This window comes from Streptomyces sp. NPDC004838 (assembly GCF_053600955.1).
This window is the reverse complement of record NZ_JBSGAW010000017.1, coordinates 130,352-147,209: the sequence shown is the minus strand read 5'-3', so window position 1 is coordinate 147,209 and position 16,858 is coordinate 130,352. Positions and strand designations below refer to the sequence as shown.

The 16,858-nt window shown below is 69.5% G+C and carries 12 protein-coding genes, 1 pseudogene and 1 CRISPR repeat array; all 13 genes and pseudogenes read right to left on the bottom strand.

Annotation, left to right across the window (positions count from 1 at the left end; genetic code table 11):
* Positions 1-11: 11 nt before the first annotated feature.
* Positions 12-992: pseudogene (cas1b, locus tag ACWEFL_RS20550) on the bottom strand (type I-B CRISPR-associated endonuclease Cas1b).
* Positions 962-1,564 carry a CRISPR-associated protein Cas4 gene (locus ACWEFL_RS20545; RefSeq protein WP_451714466.1) on the bottom strand — a complete coding sequence of 201 codons (603 nt, stop codon included), beginning with the start codon at positions 1,562-1,564 and terminating at the stop codon, positions 962-964. The pseudogene cas1b and the gene ACWEFL_RS20545 overlap by 31 nt, the downstream one beginning before the upstream one ends.
* The gene (gene cas3 / locus ACWEFL_RS20540; RefSeq protein WP_451714464.1) at positions 1,561-3,978 is read right to left on the bottom strand and encodes a CRISPR-associated helicase Cas3'; all 2,418 of its coding nucleotides are present in this window, start codon (positions 3,976-3,978) and stop codon (positions 1,561-1,563) included. The genes ACWEFL_RS20545 and cas3 overlap by 4 nt, the downstream gene beginning before the upstream one ends.
* The gene (gene cas5 / locus ACWEFL_RS20535) at positions 3,960-4,643 is read right to left on the bottom strand and encodes a CRISPR-associated protein Cas5 (RefSeq protein ID WP_451714462.1); all 684 of its coding nucleotides are present in this window, start codon (positions 4,641-4,643) and stop codon (positions 3,960-3,962) included. The genes cas3 and cas5 overlap by 19 nt, the downstream gene beginning before the upstream one ends.
* Positions 4,643-5,701, bottom strand: coding sequence for a type I-B CRISPR-associated protein Cas7/Cst2/DevR (gene cas7i, locus ACWEFL_RS20530; RefSeq protein ID WP_451714459.1), 1,059 nt, complete (start codon positions 5,699-5,701; stop codon positions 4,643-4,645). The genes cas5 and cas7i overlap by 1 nt, the downstream gene beginning before the upstream one ends.
* Positions 5,702-7,054, bottom strand: coding sequence for a hypothetical protein (locus ACWEFL_RS20525; RefSeq protein WP_451714458.1), 1,353 nt, complete (start codon positions 7,052-7,054; stop codon positions 5,702-5,704).
* Between the two features lie 71 nt (positions 7,055-7,125).
* Entirely contained in the window at positions 7,126-7,815 is a 690-nt protein-coding gene (cas6, locus tag ACWEFL_RS20520; RefSeq protein ID WP_451714456.1) for a CRISPR-associated endoribonuclease Cas6, read from the bottom strand.
* Between the two features lie 347 nt (positions 7,816-8,162).
* Positions 8,163-8,785: direct repeats of the CRISPR family, unit length 29 nt; unit sequence GTCGTCATCAGCCCTGGAGGGCTCGCAAC.
* Positions 8,786-9,737: 952 nt separating this feature from the next.
* Positions 9,738-10,460: a CRISPR system precrRNA processing endoribonuclease RAMP protein Cas6 gene (cas6, locus tag ACWEFL_RS20515; protein WP_451714453.1), complete on the bottom strand. Its 723-nt coding sequence runs from the start codon at positions 10,458-10,460 to the stop codon at positions 9,738-9,740.
* Positions 10,461-10,492: 32 nt separating this feature from the next.
* Positions 10,493-11,440, bottom strand: coding sequence for an S-4TM family putative pore-forming effector (locus ACWEFL_RS20510; RefSeq protein WP_451714450.1), 948 nt, complete (start codon positions 11,438-11,440; stop codon positions 10,493-10,495).
* Positions 11,437-13,965: a TIGR03986 family type III CRISPR-associated RAMP protein gene (locus ACWEFL_RS20505; RefSeq protein WP_451714446.1), complete on the bottom strand. Its 2,529-nt coding sequence runs from the start codon at positions 13,963-13,965 to the stop codon at positions 11,437-11,439. The genes ACWEFL_RS20510 and ACWEFL_RS20505 overlap by 4 nt, the downstream gene beginning before the upstream one ends.
* On the bottom strand, positions 13,958-14,599 hold the full coding sequence (gene csx19, locus ACWEFL_RS20500) for a type III-D CRISPR-associated protein Csx19 (protein ID WP_451714444.1): 642 nt from the start codon (positions 14,597-14,599) through the stop codon (positions 13,958-13,960). The genes ACWEFL_RS20505 and csx19 overlap by 8 nt, the downstream gene beginning before the upstream one ends.
* Positions 14,596-16,272 carry an RAMP superfamily CRISPR-associated protein gene (locus ACWEFL_RS20495; RefSeq protein WP_451714441.1) on the bottom strand — a complete coding sequence of 559 codons (1,677 nt, stop codon included), beginning with the start codon at positions 16,270-16,272 and terminating at the stop codon, positions 14,596-14,598. Before ACWEFL_RS20495 ends, csx19 begins: the two co-directional genes overlap by 4 nt.
* A complete protein-coding gene (locus ACWEFL_RS20490) occupies positions 16,272-16,805 on the bottom strand; it encodes a hypothetical protein (protein ID WP_451714554.1) in 534 nt (177 codons plus the stop codon). Before ACWEFL_RS20490 ends, ACWEFL_RS20495 begins: the two co-directional genes overlap by 1 nt.
* Positions 16,806-16,858: the final 53 nt, after the last annotated feature.

Here is a 16,858-nt window from a genome sequence, read left to right as displayed (position 1 = left end):
AAGATGGCCGGTCACCACCAGGGCCGGAAGGGCTTGTAGGGCTTGTCTTCGAGGCACATTCGGACGATCTTGAGTGCTTCGAGGTGGATGAGTTCCTCGTAGCTGACCTTGCGCTTGAGTGTGCGGTGGTAGACGGTCGTTGCCAGTTCCTCTTTCACCAGGGCGGCGACCTTCTTGCGACCGTCCTTGCTCAGGGACGCTCTGCCGACATCCGTCTCGAAGTCGCTCGGTTTCAGTTTCTTCTGACTGGCTGTGCGCCTGAGAAGACGTTCGGCGAAGAGAGGCTTGAAGGGTTCGGCGAGGTCGAGTGCGAGGGTGTTGCGGCGACGGTCGGTGTCCGAGTGGAGGAAGCCGATGGCGGAGTGGAGGGGTGTGGTGCGCAGGGCGGTGAGAACCCGTGCGTACACGATGGAATTGAGGTAGCTGATGAACGCGTTGCCCGCGTTGGTGGGAGGTCTGCGTGTCCGGCCGTCGAGACGCAGCCAGGTCGGCAGTTGAGTGTCCAGGGCCGCCCAGCCCGTTCAGCGGAAGTTACCCTCCTGGCCCATGATCGCGTCGCTGTCCTCGCAGTCGGGCAGGGCCGTTCGCAGGGACAGGAGGGCCGCGTCGAGGAGGTCGGTGTCGAGCGCCCAGCGCAGGTTCTCCGCTGTGGCCAGGACAAGCGAACGGCCGACTTCGTTCCGTTTGTCCGGGTCGGCGGTGATCTCCACCTGCCGACGGATGACGCTCGCCGAGGACATGGACTCGGACGGGCTGAAGTGCCCGGCGTGGTTGCCGTAGTGATCGAGGACATGGACGGACACGCCGTTGCGGCTCAGCAGGGAGAACGCAGAGGTGTTGATGTCGGCGTGGTCGAAGACGACCAGGTCGCGGATGTCGGTGATGGGAATGCGGACCGGACTGCCGTCAGGGCGCTCGATGCGGACGCTGTTGTCCTCGCGGCGGATGCGGCACGGTTCGGTCAGCCAGTAGGTGCGGCCGACGGCGGGCACCAGTCTCCCCAACAGTAGTCGAGATACGAGCAGCCACGGCAGTCGCTTCGCTTGAGGCGAGCCGGTGGTTCGATGGCGGCGATGGTGGTGCGGGCCCGGGCTTCGGCTTCCTCGGCTTCCGCACGGGCGGTCGCGTCCCAGGTGACGTCGACGGTGCGGCGGATGAGGGGGTAGTGCACGGTGCCGCCGCGCACGTTGATCCCCCGGCGTTCCAGCAGGAGGCAGTAGTGCCGGACCTGGGCGGCGTGGGCGGGCGCGGGGGCTCGGGAGGATTTCGTCTCGTGGACGATCGCGCCCGTGGTCACCCAGTCGATTTTCGCCTCGCCGAGGTCGATGTCGCGGCGTCGGGTGAAGGTGGTGTCGTCGATGACCTCGCCGAAGGCGACCAGGTCGCTCCGTTGTTCGGGACGGTAGCCACGGCTGTAGAGCCATAGCTGGCGGGGGCAGTGGTGGAGGTACTTGATGTGGACGCCGCCGAGCCGGGTTCCTTCGTCGGCGGGGTCGTATCCGGAGCCGGGACCGGAGCCGACGGCGGAGTCGGAGTCGGGAACGGAGGCGGAGGCATCGGTCACAGGATGGTCTCCGGTTCTGCCGGGGGCCGCAGTCCAAGGGCGCTGTCGTACTCGCCGTCGATCACGTGGATACCCAGGTGTCGTTCGTACTGAGCGTTGTACGTCTTCAGCTGGCCGTACCGCAGGGGGATGAGGAGCCCGGTAGCGCGCAGGGCGTGGCCTTCCGGGCCGGTGGTCAGTTCGCGGTATTCGACGAGGTCGTCGCGGTGGAGGACTTCGGCACCGTCGAACTGTTCGCTGAGTCTTCTGGCGAACTCGGTGCGGTCGTGGAACGGGTCCGTGAAGGTGAGGAAGTCCGCAGCGAAGGCGTCGCGGGCCTGCCTGGCTGTGTCACGCCACCGCTCGCCCCAGGCCGTTGCGTAGGCGAGGGCGAGCAGCCTGTCGACGTCCTGTTCGCTGAGGGTGTCGGTGTCGTCGGATACCAGGGTGGCGAGGGCTCCCCAGGAGGCTTCGACCGCTCCGGGCTCGTACGGCCGATTGCTCCCCGTGCGGTGAACACGGAACTCCACCGGCCCGCCGGGGTGAAGACCGCGCCGGTTGACGCGTCCAGCGCGTTGGGCGACGGCCTCGATGGGGGCGTTCTCGACCGCGCCCCGGTCGAAGTCGAGTTGGAGGGAGACTTCCACCGTCTGTGTGGCGACGGTCAGACCGCCGGGAAGACGCTCTTCGCCCTCGCGGCGTTCCGGGTGTCGTGCCAGCAGGTTCTTCTCGATGGCATCCCGGTCGCGGTTCTTGAAGCGGGAGTGGAGCAGGAGCGCGGCATGAGGGTCGCCGGGGCAGTGTGCACGGGCGTCGTCGGCGAGTTCCGTGAACAACTGTTGTGCGGTGGCGACTGTGTTGACGACGGCCAGGGCGCTGTGTCCTTCCTGGAGCCAGGTGCGGAGCCGGTCGACGCTCTCGGGATCGGTGAGCGGGTTCTCGTCCAGGACCAGACGGTGGCGGACGGGGCTGGTGCCCTGCGGTGCCCGGTGGCAGGTCACGGGCAGTCGCAGGCTTTCGTCGATGACCTCGATCATCGACGGGGCGAGTGTCGCGGAGAGCACCGCAATACGGCTCCCGAGACGCTCCCACAGGCCCATCGCAGCGCAGAGACGACCGAAGGTCTCCGGCTCGTACGCATGGAGTTCGTCCAGGATGAAGACCGAGTTGGTCTGTTCGAGGAGAACGGAGGAGCAGGCAGGTCCGGCGATGGCTCCTCGCAGGAGTTGATGAGGAGTGGCCACGCGCAGGCGCTGAGTGAACAGACGCATTGCCCCCGCCCGTGCTCGTGCCTGACGCGCCATCGCGGCCGTCGCTTCGGTGCGCTGCCGGCCGCCGTCGTCGGATGCGCAGTCGTCGACCGCTTCGGAGAGCAGTGTGTTCGCGACGGTTCCGTGGAGGAGGCCGATGTCCGGGGCGGCTGCTCCGGCGGCGGGCGACAGGTCGCGCTGGAGCCTGCGGCGGGCGGCGTTGAGGGAGGCGCGATACGGGAGGGTCCAGACGACGCGTGGCAGTCCCGGCATGGTGGTCAGCTGCCGTGCGGCCCAGCCCAGTCCGGCTTCCGTCTTGCCGCTGCCGGTGGGCGCGACGAGGACGAGGTGACCGTCGGTGTCGGCGGCCTTCCGCTGATGCTCGTACAGCGAGTACGGCAGCCGCTCCATGTAGTCGGCAGGCAGCGGCATATGGGTCTGGAGGCGTACATGGGCGGAGCCGGCGTGGTCGGCGAGGGTGAGCGCGCCTTGGGCGAGTACGGCGAGAAGGCCGCGGTCGGCCTTGACCGGCTCCCGCCAGGTGTCCAGGAGCTGTTCCAGAAGCAGCCGGGCCCGCTCGGCGAGCGGCGGGTCGGTGTCGGGCGGCGGATCGATGGACAGGGCGCCCGCGTACCAGGCGATCATCTCCCGGTGCAGTCTGCGGGTTACCTGGATCTGTCCGCCGTCCGGGCGCGTTGTGCGGGTGAAGGCTTCGGCCCAGCGGGTCCGGGAGTTGTACGTCTGCGAGAGGCTCGGCTTGCCTCCCGCGGCGCCCGACGCCGAGGAGTGCAGCGCCCGGTGGTGCGTTGCGACCAGCGCGGCGACCATGAGCCGGTCCCCTTCGCCCCAGCCTCCCGCCGTGGCGAGGATGTCGACATAGGCCAGGGACAGGACCTCATGACGCTCGCCCCACAGTGCTCCGCCGGGCCGCACCTGCTGTTGAAAGCCCTCGGCGACCTTCCCGGTGTCGTGCAGGAGGGCCGCCCTGCGGACGCGCAGCCAGAAGGAGGGGTCGCTCGCGAGGACCCCGGCTGATGCGATGCGTTCCTCTACCTGCCCGACCGTGTCATGGACGATCCGGGAGTGGGTGGTCAGGCGCTCGGGATCCGCGAGCGGTGTGGACTTGGCGCGGACGTCCGGCAGCCCGCGCGACCCGGAGCCCGGGGTCACGGAGCCAGTAGCCACACTGCCTGCCCTTGGTCGTCTTCGTAGGCGTCACGGACCCGGTGAACACCGGTGGGCTCGTCGCACCACAGGTAGTCGGTCCAGTTGGTGGTGAGACGGTCCGTGGACACGCTGGCGGCCATGCGGTGCACCACGGCCGAGGGCACGTCGTGGGCCGACGCCGGTGCCAGGGCGTGGTTCACGGTCGCGTTCCGGGCGGGGCGCAGAGTGGTGCGTTCAACCCCGAGCGGGTGGACGATGTCCTGGGAACGGCCCAGGCGCAGGGGCCAGCGAGGCCGCCGCAGGGCCGCCGCGATACGAGCTCCGTCCTCGCCTGGCAGCCACACCGTCAGATGGACGTGGGCGAGGAACGGGCGGTCGCGGATGGTCATGCCTCCTTTCACCGCGCGCACCCGCCCGGAGATCGCGGGATTGGTGCCGTCGGCGGCGATGGGGTGGTAGGTTTCCGCGTCCACGCCGCCGCCCTCGGCCCGGGCCGCCATGCCGAATGCCAGGAGTTCCGCCTCCAGACCGGTCGCCGCCGCCAGCAGACCTCGCACGGTGGAGGGCGGCGGGAGCGGCAGACCGTGGCTGAGACCGGGAAAAAGCGGATCGCGGAAGGAAGCGACCGGAGCCCAGAAGGCGGCCTTCCAAGCTGCCCGCGGCTCACGCTGCTGCACCGGCATCACCGCGCGGGATCGTCGAACCAGCCGTCGAGCCGGCCCTCGCGCAACTCGGCGGCCAGACCGCGCAGGATCGTCCGTGGATGGTCGATGACGATCTTCCCGGTCTCGATCTCGTGCGCGCACTCCTTGGCGAAGTCATCGCGCAGGTCGTCCCGGAAGCCCGGACGCCAGCCGATCCGTACCGGTGCTTCCCACTCACCCTCCCAGGCGTCCAGTTCCTTGCGGAGCACCTCGCCACGTACGCGCAGTCCGGTGCCCTCCTCGCCGTCGACGCAATGGGCGAGCGGATTGATGCCACCCTTGAACGGCACCAGCACGATCAGGGCGGGCACACGGTCTCCGTAGTGGAGAGCCTGCTTGGCGCCACCACTGAGATGGGCCAGCGCCTCCAGCAGCATCGCAGCGCGGGAGCGGCGCTCCTCGATGGGCAACCGGACGGCGGGCTGGTCACGGAAGACCGTGGCCACCGCTCCGGCCTTCGCGGCCTCGGCCACGGCGAGCGCCTGCTCCTGGGTGAGGTAGTTCGGTCTGCCGACACCGCCTGCGTCGGGGAGCGTGAACGTGCCGATCCTCGGAACGTCCAGGAGGAAGGGGGCCGCCAGATCGGCGGTGTAGAACTCATGGCCGTGCAGTACGGGCTCGGTGATCCCACGCGACATGACCCCGAAGTCCTCGGTCGCGTACGCCGGTTCGACCGACATGAGGGTGCCGAGCATGAAGGGGCTGTCGCGCAACGTGGTCGCCGCGTCGTCCTTCTTCGACCCGGCCCGCATATAGCCGAAGAGGTCGTCGTCGGCAAACCGTACGGGGTCGGCCTCGGTGTTGGCCTTCTGCGCCTTGCCCTGTGCCTTGCCGACGCGGGTGACCGGAGAGGGTACCGAGCCGAGTTCGACCATGCCGTCTCGGGCCCAGCGGCGGACGGCCTGAGCGGAGATGTACGGGTAGTGACGGCCACGGACACGGGCGGACTTCACCCGGGACTTGGTCTCCTCGCCCTTGCCGTTGTTCGGCGCACCCGCCTCCACGGCGAGTACCATCTTCCCTGCCAGATATGCCATTTAGGCCGGTCCCATCTCGTCGTCGATGTCCTGGAGAATCGGCTGCTCCAGCAACTGCTCGGTCCGGTCCTGCTCGTCGCTGTCCGCCGGCCTCTCGCTGACGGCTACCCCGCGTTCCTGTAGCAGCCCGAGTACGGTCGCCGAGAGGAGCATGCGCTGCTCCCAGGCACGGGGCCTCTGCTGGATCAGCGGCCTCCAGTCCTCCGGACCGGCTGCCGCCGGGCGGCCGTCCAAGGTCAGCCGGAACTGGGCCTGCACCAGCAGGGCTCCGAGCTTGTAGTCGCTCAGGGCGACGCTCCGGTACTCCGCCAGCCGCCCACGGGGGTTGCCGCTCCCGTGCTGGATCCAGTCGGCGAGTACGGTCGCCACCGGCATCAGGTCCGGCTTCATTCCCAGAATCTCCTCGGCGTAGGTGAAAGCGAGCCGGGTGACGGAAGCTCGGTCCCGCGTGCACCAGCCACGGTTCGGCTCATCCAGCAGATGGTGCAGCTGACGGAGGAAAGACCGGCTACGGCCGTCATCCGCCTCGAACAGCAGCCGTGCGGCTTCCGCGGAACCCCCGGCGGTGATCCGGCCGGTCTTGTCACGGACGGTGAGCGCAAGCTCCAGCAGCCGCCAGCCCCTGCGCAGATCGGCGTTTCCCTGGACTGTCGCCAGGAAGACGGGCACCGCGCGGCGCGTACGGGTCACCCGCAGCCAGGGCTCCTGGTTGTGGTTCTGGAAGCTCCAGAGCGTGGACGCGGTCGGGGCGCTGTCCCGTACGGCTGTCAGGGCACGGAGGGCGACCAGTTCGGGGCGGGTGCCTGCGGACAGGCCGTCGAAGCCGAGATGCATCACGCGCCGGGCCCGCAGAACATTGCCTGCCGCGAAGGCCCGTTCGGCGGCATCGCCTTCGGAGGAGAGGACAGTCGCGGAGCCGGCGGTCACCCACGCTCCGTAGGGGAGTGCCCATGCGGCAAGGCGGCAGCCACGGCAGACCGGCCAACCAGGGACACCTGGCGGGAGGGTGTTGAGGGCCTTGTTGGTGTCGAACATCGGCAGGTTCGTCTTCGTCCAGACCGCTGCCGCCGCGATTCCGCAGAAGGTGCAGGGGCGCGTCGGAGTTCCCGCACCGTCGGGTCCGAACAGCTCCTCGATGCTCTGCCGCAGCGTCGCCTGATCCTTGGAACGTTTGCTGTGCGTGGCCTTGGAGTTGGGGTACAAGGCGAAGAGGACCTTCCACCAGTCGTACGCGGCGGTTTCCTTCGCCGCCGACGCCGAGGTGCTCACGTCCTCCGCCAGGCGGACGGCGACCGTGTCGAGGTCGGCGTCCGTGACGTCGTACGGACTCCGGCGTCCGGCCAGAACGGCCACGGCCCATGCTCCCGCGCGCTGGAGAGGATGACTCGTCGCCACCAGCGGACGCGCTGTCACGGCCGCCGCGCTCACCGGATCCACCCGAAACCCTGCACCGTGTCCAGCCCCATCCCCCAGGAACGGAGAGCCTCCACGAAGCGGTGGTCGGCGTCCATGGCGACGCGTACCTGTGCGCCGATGCGTGGCGCGCCGCGTACGGTGAACCGACGTCTGGGGCCCGCTTCCAGCACCTTCAGGCCGGTGGGAGCCGGGAGTCCCAGAATGTCCGCCTTGTGTGTGAGGTTGTGCTGGAGCCGCTCGGTGTAGTGGTCGTCTCCGGGCAGCAGATACCGGTCGTCGTGCTTGACCACAACGGGAGTGGCGGTCGCCAGCTCCACCGGTCCGTCGACCACAGGTAAGCCGATGTCAAGGGCGACCCCTCGGATCTTCAGCCGGGCAGCCCCCCACACGATCTCGGTACGAGCGGCCAGCGCCGCCACCAGAACAGACGCGATCTCCGGGGCGGGCGAACCGAACCACACAGATCCGTCAGGGGACGTGGTGTACACGCCCTTCTTCCTGGGCGCACCCTTGAACTGCGGACTGGTCAGCCCCAACGGCTTGAGCGACTGTCCCATCCACCCGTCATCGTGCAGCGACTGAGCCAACGCGGCGTCCTGACTGCCCAGCAGCTCGTACACCACCGCCCGCGCCGGCCCGTGCACGTCCTCCCAGCGCAGGCTCGGGACGTTCGTCTCGATGTCTGCCCTGACCCGCATCCATATCCCCCAACTGGGTTGATAACACACGCTGTTACTGGCCAAGATCTGTGGCGGCCAAGTAGGGAGGACCCTAGCGGATCGCGCCGATGCCGGGACGAACATTCGAAAACTATCTGTGAACGCACTCTTCTGCGCTAAAGGGGAGGCGGGATGGTGGTCCACTGCCGGGCCCAGCGGGCCAACCGGACCCGTAAGGTAGTGGGCACCACCGACAATCGGCGCACGCTGATGCCGATCTCCTGCACTATCTTTCCGACCTGCGCAGATGCACTACCGCCGGATCGCTGCGGAATGGCCTCTGAGGGCTCGCGAAAGAGAGGGGCTGACCAGCGATTTTACTCTCGGTCGTCATCAGCCCTGGAGGGCTCGCAACATGCGGAGCGGCGCATTGCCGCTGGTGCCGCCGCGCTCCCGTCGTCATCAGCCCTGGAGGGCTCGCAACAGGATGGTGATGCCGCCCCAGGCCGTGAGCGCGGTGTCGTCATCAGCCCTGGAGGGCTCGCAACCGGACCTGGAGGCGTCGGCCGTCGAGGTCGACCCAGGTCGTCATCAGCCCTGGAGGGCTCGCAACCCGGCGAGGGCGGTGAGCCCGAGTGGCACGCCGAACTGGTCGTCATCAGCCCTGGAGGGCTCGCAACCGGACCTGGAGGCGTCGGCCGTCGAGGTCGACCCAGGTCGTCATCAGCCCTGGAGGGCTCGCAACCCGGCGAGGGCGGTGAGCCCGAGTGGCACGCCGAACTGGTCGTCATCAGCCCTGGAGGGCTCGCAACGCCCGCCCATGAGATAGAGGTCCGGCAGGGGGCCGGGTCGTCATCAGCCCTGGAGGGCTCGCAACGGGAACAGGTAGCGCCGCAGCGCGCCCTCGTACTCGGGTCGTCATCAGCCCTGGAGGGCTCGCAACATCTCCGCCGACAGGCCCCAGCGGGCGAGCGTCACCGGTCGTCATCAGCCCTGGAGGGCTCGCAACATCTTCTCCAGCATCAGGACGATCAGTGCCCGCTTGTCGTCATCAGCCCCTGGAGGGCTCGCAACCCGCAGGAACCAGGGCCGCCGCCCGGACCGTACCGGGTCGTCATCGGCCCTGGAGGGCTCGCAACACACGGCCACGGTTACCGCGCAACCCCCTTCACTGCACTGCGGTAGACCCCGCGATAGCTGCCCTGAGTAGTCTGCTAGCGGTGTGTTCGGCGTACCGCCGCCGGAGGAGTCCTGGAGAACAGGTCCGCCCAGAAACTCGGCTGGGAGAACAAGAACCTCAAGCGGTTCAACACCACTGACGGGTCCCTCGAATTCAGGCTTCTCACCGTCGAGGTCGGCGAAGCCTTCAGCGCTTGGCGCAAGGATCTTTCCGACCCCTGCGAAGAACTGACCGAAGTCTTGCTCTACGTAGCCGACGTGGCGGAGAGGAACGGTCTCGGCATCGGCCTCGAGCTGACCCGGAAGATCGAGAAGAACACCCGACGCACGTACGAGTCCAACGACCAGCAGATCGGTGGCCACCACTCGGTAGGCATGCCCGAGCCGCAGAGTGATTTGGCAGGTTGTCAGCCGCGTCACGCCGCTCACGTTTCTATGCCCTTCGGGCGGGCTCTGGTCGGAAATCTGGTCAGTACTGACAATCTGCGCGGCAAGACCCGCTTGTTTCTATGCCCTTTGGGCGGGCTTTGGTCGGGAATGCTACCCATTTTTCATGGCCTACGGCCTGCGGCGATGATGCCCGTTGCGCAGGAATGTCCGCCACGACTCCCCGCTCATTGTGGCGCATACCACTTGAACCGGGAGTGGCGGGGTTGCCTGGGTGAATGGCTCACGCAGGAAGTGGGGGTTCCGGGGGTTGGCGCGGTGAGGGAGGTGACGGCGGGCTGTGCGGGGGTGGTCGGGGTGCGGCTGTCGGTCCGGGTGCCGGAGAGCGTACTCACTCACGTTGAGTGGAGGTGGACGTGGACATGGCCGAGGCCATGGGTGGTTTGCGCGCCAACGCCGGTGGAGGCGGCGAGGCGGCAGAGGGCTGGGAAGAGCCATGTTGTGGTGGCGGGGGTGGTGAGGGTGAAGGTGGCGGTGCCGAGGAATCCGGTGCGGTTGGTTTTGGGGAGGGCGACGGGTGCTGTCCGGACGTCGTGGTGGGTGATGGCGATGGAGGGGATGAACTGGTTTGTCTGGTCACGGGTGATGGGGGTGGGGGCGTAGGTGTTCCAGCGGCGGAGGAGGCCGGGGAAGAGGAGTTTCGGGTCGGGGGCAGGGACCCATGTGCCGGAGCTTTTGAAGTAGGTGGCGGAGTGGAAGGTGAAGTCGGCCCGGGCGACGGGTGGGTGTTTCTGGAGTTCGGCGTAAGGGGTGTGGTGGTGGCGGGTGTCGGTGACGGTGAGGTGGTTGTGGCCGAGACGGAGGCGTTGTCCGGGCAGGTGGGTGAGGTCGAGGGGGTGGGTGTCGTCGAGCCAGCCGATGCGCAGGAACCAGTGGTGGTGTGTGGGGTCGGTGGTGTCGTGGAAGAGGGGGGAGATACTGAAGGGTTTGGTCTGGGCGGTGTGGTCGGAGCCGGGGTGTTCGGTGACTGAGCAGGCGAGGCCGTTGAGCTGGCCGGGGGTGGGCGGGTAGGGGGAGGCACCGGTGAGGCGGAGCCGGAGGGTCCAGGTGGTGGGCATGGGCGTCCTGGGTGACGGAGGAGGTGGTCGGCTCAGTGTCCGGCGGGTGGGTCGGGCAGGGCGGTGGTGATCTGGTGGCGGAGGTCGTCGAGGGAGACGCCGTGGACGGTGTGGTCGGTGGTGCGGTGGAGGCGGTAGAACCAGCCGGGGATGCGGGGGCCGGTGCAGCGCAATTGGTAGATGGCGTCCTGGATGCGCCGGCACTCGTCCGGCGCGATGTCGGTGTCTTCGGCGTTGACTATGTGCTGCAGGAGGTCGCGGATGTCGTCCTCGACGCGTCCTTTGGCGCTGCTGTGCTTGAGGTGGCTGAGGATGAGGTCGGTGAGGTCCAGGAGAGCGGGGGCGGCGGGCAGGAACAGCAGGACGAGGAAGTCGTAGACGGTCATGGTCCGGCCTATGGCCCAGGCCAGGTCGAGCAGTAGGAGGGCGGTTCCGCCGGCGATGAGGTAGGGCAGGTAGGCGCGGTGATTGCGCCGTCCCCAGGCGACGTTCTGGAGTTGGCAGAGCAGGACGTCGGCGGGCCAGGTGGTAGTGGGGTCGGTGTTGTACCAGTCCCGGTGGGTGGGCCGGTGGTGGTGGGGTGCGGCTTCGGCGATGTCTTCGCGGACACGATCGTGACGGCCGACGACGGCGGCGTTCCAGGGCAGGCCGAACAGGCGGGTGTCGAGGGCTTCCTGGATGTCGGCGGCGCGGGTGCTGTAGGACTGTTCGATGTAGGTGAACGCGGTCCGGCCGATGACGAGCCAGGCAGCGGCCAGGGCGGCGATCAGTGCGGCCTGGCCGGGCCAGAGCAGGCCGAGGAGCGGCGCGAGCAGGGCGAGGGCGTAGGTGCCGATGCCCCGGAGCCGTCGCCAGTGGGCGGCGGTGTTGTAGCGGCGGCTGTAGGCGGCGACCAGGTCGAGGGCCCAGGGTTCGTTCTGGCGTACGGCGATGCGGTTCGGGGGGCGGGGTGTGGGGGCCGACTCGGGGTTCGGGTTCACCGCCGTCCTCCTCGAGGGCGGGGCTTTCGCGGCCGGGCGGCGTCGTTGTGGCTGTATGGGAGCCCAGGGGTGTGCCACTCGGGCAGGCTGCGGGCGGCGGATGAGCGGCCGTCCTTGCCGGCTCTGTCGTTGGCGACGAACCAGGTGTAGGAGCGGCCCTCGGGGTCGGGCGGCGGAGCGTGGGCGTCGTCGTCTTTGTCGCCGTTGGCGCGCGTACGCGGGTAGTGCACGGCGAGGCCGTGAGGGCCGCGGGCAGCGGCGAGGAACGCCGAAAGAGGGGAGCCGGGGTCGTCGGGGGTCACGGTGCGGGCGTGTTCCTCGAACTTCTCCGTCAGGTCCTGGAAGGATTCCCGCACGCCGTCCCCGGCGGGCCGGCGGGTGTCCGGTGCGGGTGCGAGGTCGCGGTAGTAGGTACGCCAGTCGGCGCCTGTGCGCAGGTCCGTTCCGGCGGGGTCGAGGTCCAGGCGGACGCTGCCGAAACCGAGTGGCTTGCCGTGGCCCAGGCGGTGGAAGTGACGGTCGGGCAGGGCCAGCAGCCAGCTCAGCGCGCCCAGTTCGGTGTCGGTGAGGTTTTCCACGCCGAGGGTGAAGCGGAAGACGGTGCCGGGGCGGATCCAGCCGAGAACGGAGCGGTTCTGGTCGTCGCGTTCTCGCGAGCCGTCGGGGCGGGAGTACTTCCGGTCGCCGTCTTCGGCGCGTTTCCAGGGCGATGCCGGGTGCTGTACGGGCCCAGGCCGGCGGTACTCCTGGTAGCGGCCGAAGGTGGGGGTCTGGGTTCGGTCCTCAGCGGGGTTGCTCCAGTAGTCGCCCGGGAGACCGGCGTGGTGCCAGTACGCCTTGCGTCCGCGTGGGCCCTGCCCAGAAGTGAACCACTCATTCTTCGGCTTGCCCGGCCGGAGCGGCTTGTGGGGGGTGTTCTGGTCGGCCGCGAGGTAGAACCGACCCTGCTGCGGCTTGGGCGCGCTGAGAACGGCGAGTGGGACGCCGGGGGCCGGGAAGGTCTCCACCGCCTGCTCGGCGGCGGTGTCGCAGGTGACCGGGCCGACGCGCAACTGTCCGCGGTAGGCACCGCCGCCGGAGTCCGCCACCCAGCCGAAGACCCTGTCGGCGGGGGAGAGTTCGTGCAGGTCGGCCGCAGGTCGCAGGCTGCTGTGCAGCAGTTCTTTGGGCGGTTTGTCGAACAGGGCGCGGGCGATCGCCACCGGATACAGACCTGTGACGTCGGCGTCTCCGACGACGGTGGCGTAGCAGAGGGTTCCGGGCTCCAGCCGGAGATAGGTGTTCTCATACTGGTGGGGGCTCCATGCTGTCTTGCCGGGTTGGTCGCCGAGGAACTGCTGCGGGGACGCGGTGGCTCCGCCGGGAAGGCGCCGTTCGAGGACGTCGGAGCGGCGGTTGGCGGCGCGGTAGTCGCGGATGAGGTTCTGCCACTCGGAGCGGAGGGAACTGGTCAGGGGACGGCGGATCGCGGGCCGGCTGCCGGCGAAGAAGACGCGTTCGTCGTGCTTGTTGCCGACGTTCTGGTTGCTGATGAAGACCCAGCCGCGGATCGTCCTACGGGTACCGGGTACGGGGGCGGCTCCTCCGGCGAGCGAAGGCATGGTGGCAGCAGGGTCGGCGGGGCTGAGGCGGCGGACGGTCCAGTACAGGAAGCCCTTCCTGGGGTGCCTGCACAGTTCCACTTCCGCGTCGACTTCGTCGCCGTGGGCAGGGGGTCGGCCATCGGGGTAGCGACGGCGGTCCCGGTAGTTGCCGGGGGTCGCACGCCTGGCGGTGTACTGGGGCAGCCACGCGGCGTGCAGCGGGAAATCGGTGTCGCCCTGACCGCCGACGGGTGTGTCACCGGGCAGCAGGACTACCTCCTCGCCGTCGTCGCTGATCCGGGCGGGCACCATGGTCAGACCCTCGCGTGTGGTCATGCGGTAGCCCAGGCGGTCGTCATGGCCGGTGAAGACTCCGAAGCGGGAGTTGGTGACGGCCTCGTAGGCGGTGCGGAGCATGCCTTTGACGGAGGTGGCCGGAAGGTGGGGGGCTCCGGCACGGGTCGGAACGGGATAGGTGACATGGCCGTTCTCGGCGGTGTCGGGCCGGGACGTGTCGAGCAGGAGCAGCGGTGTCTCGACCGTCAGGGTGACCGCGATGCGGCCGCTCCAGCGGTCCTGGCGGATGCGGTGGTGTCCGTCCGGGCGGCGGTCTCCGAGGTCACCGAGGCCGCCGCCCTTGCCCTCGCGGGGAGGGGCGGCGATGAACAGATACGGATTGGCGAACTCGGTGGTGCCGACCTGCTGCCCGGGAACGGGACGTTCGGGGGCGGGCGCTCCCCGGGTGCGGATATTGGCGGGCTGGCCCTTGATCCAGTCGTAGTCGACTTCCAGCCCGTCCAAGGCGGAGTCGTCGCGTGACCGCAGCTCGGGCACGAGCATGCGTTCACGCTTGACACGGCGGGGGCGATCCCCGTCGTCTCCCAGCACGACGAGCCTGTCCATGTCGGGCTCCCGCTGCAGGCGTCCGCTGCGGTCAGCCATCTGCCTTCTCCCTGCGTCGCGGGCCGGTGACGTCCAGGCGCAGCAGACGTTCCTCGGCGATGTAGGCGTTGCCGTGGCGGGGTTCGGCGCACACGTACTCGCGGGCGACCAGTTGCATGCGGTCGCTGGCGGAGAGCGGGGGCGCGCCGGCCGGGGTGGGGATGTGGAGGACGCCGATGCGAGGGGTATGCAGGGTGGTCCAGCCGTCGGGGGCCCGATCGTCGGCCAGCGGGCGGCCCCACAGCAGATAGCGGGACTCGATGGTGTCGATGGCGGTGAGCGGGGTGATCTCCTCGGTGAAGGGTCCGGTGGGCAGCGGTGAGTCGTCCTCGGTCAGGATGACGGCGCGTCCGCTGCCGGTGCCGGTCGCCATCCAGCGCAGTTCCGTGTGCGGGGTGAAGACCCGGGCCTCGAACACGTCGTCCAGCGGTATGCCGGCAGGGGTGTCGGCGGTGGAGCAGCGGTGGTCGTCGTGGACGGTGGCGATGACGAAAGCCTGTGGGGTGGACAGCAGGGCGACGGCCCCGGCGAGCCGGGCGTGGGCCAGGGCGTCCTGGAAGCCGACGGGTTCGGCGGCGAGGCTGTGCAGCCGGACCGCTGCGGTGGGGTTGGAGCGGAGGACGGGATGTGTCATACGGCGCTCTCATCGGAGTCGTCGAGGTAGCGGTGCCACTGGGTGTTGAGTTCGGCCGCCTCGGGGCCGGCCAGGTACTCGTCGAGGGAGACAGGGGTGGCTCGGTCGGGGAGGGTGAGGGTGACGGCGTCCACGGTGATGTCTCCCATGCCGCGGTTGGTGCCCCAGCCCAGCGGGATCCGGCCCTCGGCGAGGTCGCGCAGGACCAGCAGGAACAGGAACATCGCCGCATGGCCGACCATGCCGCCGTGGGCGTCGAGTCGGGCGGGGTCCACGGTGAGGGTGAGGGGTTCCCAGCTTGTACGGGTGGGTTCCAGGACGCTGAAGAGACGTCCTTCGGCCGCGCCGCCGGTCCACCGGTCGATGGCCACATGGTCGGCCCGGGCGAAACCGTGATCGGCAGCCCAGCCAGGCAGCCCGGCGCTGGTGTCGGTGTCTGTGCCGGTGGCCTGTTGTCCGTCGTCGGGAACGATGCCGAGCAGGGTGTTCCACAGGGCCTGGGGCACAGACGAGGTGGCGAAGCAGTCGTCCACGGTCACCGCCCCCGCACCCCGGTCCGGGCCCGCGTCCCGGCCGGAGCCGGTCCCGCCGCCGGCAGCTGATTCGGCGACCGCCGCCGCGGCGGGTGTTGCACCGAACAGGGCCCGTACGGAAGGAAGTCGGTCGAGCTGATGCCGGAAGGCCGCGCTACGCCGCGCCTCGTCGTCGCCGTTGTCGGCGCAGGAGTCGAGGTCGTCGAGTTGCCGGACCGTGCGTTCGATGCGTTCGGCCTGGGCACGCAGCCGTCCCTTCAGCGCGCTGCCGGGCAGCACCAGGGCGACCTGGCCGGGGCTGGTGGCCCTGGTGTAGGGCAGGGCCTTGATGTCGATGCCGTCCGCAGCGGCACGGACCATCAGCGGGGCGGCGGGCCGCCAGTCGACACGCGCCGTCAGCCACGGGCCGGGCGGCGGGTCGGTTCCGAGTTCGTCGTCCAGGCACCAGCCGGATCCGGCCGGGCCGTGGCCGAGCGCCGCGACCAGACCCGCCGGGCTCGTCAGGTCCTGTTCGTGCACGGTGGTCTGGTCGGTGATCAGTTCGACCCGGCCCAGGCCGCGGGTCTTGGCGGTGCCGAGACGTATCCGTCCGTGCCGCAGGGAACGCAGCAGGAACCGCAGATGCTCGGCGTCGGCGTCGGCCGTGGCCGGCGCGGACTCGATGTCGAACTCCAGGCGTAAGAAGGTGCCGCGCGGTACGACGGCCCGCCCGTGCAGGAATCCGTGTGCGGCGGTGCCGGTGACCCGGTCGATCCCGACCGAGAAGCGGGTCTCCAGGTGTGCCGGATCCAGCGGCGCCGACGGCATGCCGTACTCGTCCAGAGTGGTGTCCGCAGTGAGAAGTGCGTCGCGGACGACGACCCGGCTGGCCGTGCCGCCCTGTTCATCCGGCTCCATCCATCCCCACAGCGACCGCAGGTACTCGACGTCCGCGCACGGAGCGCGCTCGGCCGCGGTGCGCAGCGCCCCGGCCAGGCCCGTGCCGGGGACGTAGGGGCGGCCCAGACCGTCGGTGGCCATGGTGGTGAGCAGACCGGTCCGGCGCTGTCCGGCTCCGCCGATGTGCAGGGGGCTGCGGGTGCGCAGCCAACCCCTCACCCTCAGCCGCCGGGCCATCGGTCGCCCGCGGTGATCCGTCATCACGCTTCCCCCTGCTCGGGCTTGGTGCGGGCATGGGCGTTCAGGCAGTCCCCGACCAGCGTGCGTACCGCCTCGGGCCACAGTGTCTGCCGCGGGCCGTCCGACCGGACGGCGACTCCAGCGCTGCCGGTGCCGGAGTTGGGGGTCAGGTGTTCCTCGGACAGTGCGATCAGGCTCCAGACCGTGCCGGGTCCGGCCGATCCGGTGAGCAGCCGGCGCAGCTGGTCGCGGACGCTGTCGGGCCAGGTGTTCTTGCGGGTCTCGGTGGCGGTGAGTCCGTCCAGCCAGGCACGAGCGCGGGGGTCGTCGGGGCCGGACAGCTGGTGCAGCAGCGTGCGCAGGGCACCGAACTGTGAGGGCGTGACCTTCTCATGGTCCTTGCCCAGCACCCGGATGCGGGTATCCGGGTGCGCCGCCAGGGCCTCACTGGCCCGGTGGATCTCCTGCCGCCAGGCCGCGGTGACGATCGCCCGCAGCGACGCATCCGCCTCGGCCGAGGTCTGGTCCTGTCCTGGGCCGGCGGGGGCAGACACGGGCGGAGGCGCTTCCGGCACGGTGGATGGGCCGGTCGGCGACGATCGCGACG

Bases quoted from the DNA above. Each gene is read 5' to 3' on its own strand.
- cas5 (WP_451714462.1), bottom strand. From the start codon at position 4,643: ATGCCGGTGCAGCAGCGTGAGCCGCGGGCAGCTTGGAAGGCCGCCTTC.
- cas7i (WP_451714459.1), bottom strand. From the start codon at position 5,701: ATGGCATATCTGGCAGGGAAGATGGTACTCGCCGTGGAGGCGGGTGCG.
- cas6 (WP_451714456.1), bottom strand. From the start codon at position 7,815: ATGCGGGTCAGGGCAGACATCGAGACGAACGTCCCGAGCCTGCGCTGG.
- cas6 (WP_451714453.1), bottom strand. From the start codon at position 10,460: ATGCCCACCACCTGGACCCTCCGGCTCCGCCTCACCGGTGCCTCCCCC.
- ACWEFL_RS20505 (WP_451714446.1), bottom strand. From the start codon at position 13,965: ATGGCTGACCGCAGCGGACGCCTGCAGCGGGAGCCCGACATGGACAGG.
- csx19 (WP_451714444.1), bottom strand. From the start codon at position 14,599: ATGACACATCCCGTCCTCCGCTCCAACCCCACCGCAGCGGTCCGGCTG.
- ACWEFL_RS20495 (WP_451714441.1), bottom strand. From the start codon at position 16,272: ATGACGGATCACCGCGGGCGACCGATGGCCCGGCGGCTGAGGGTGAGG.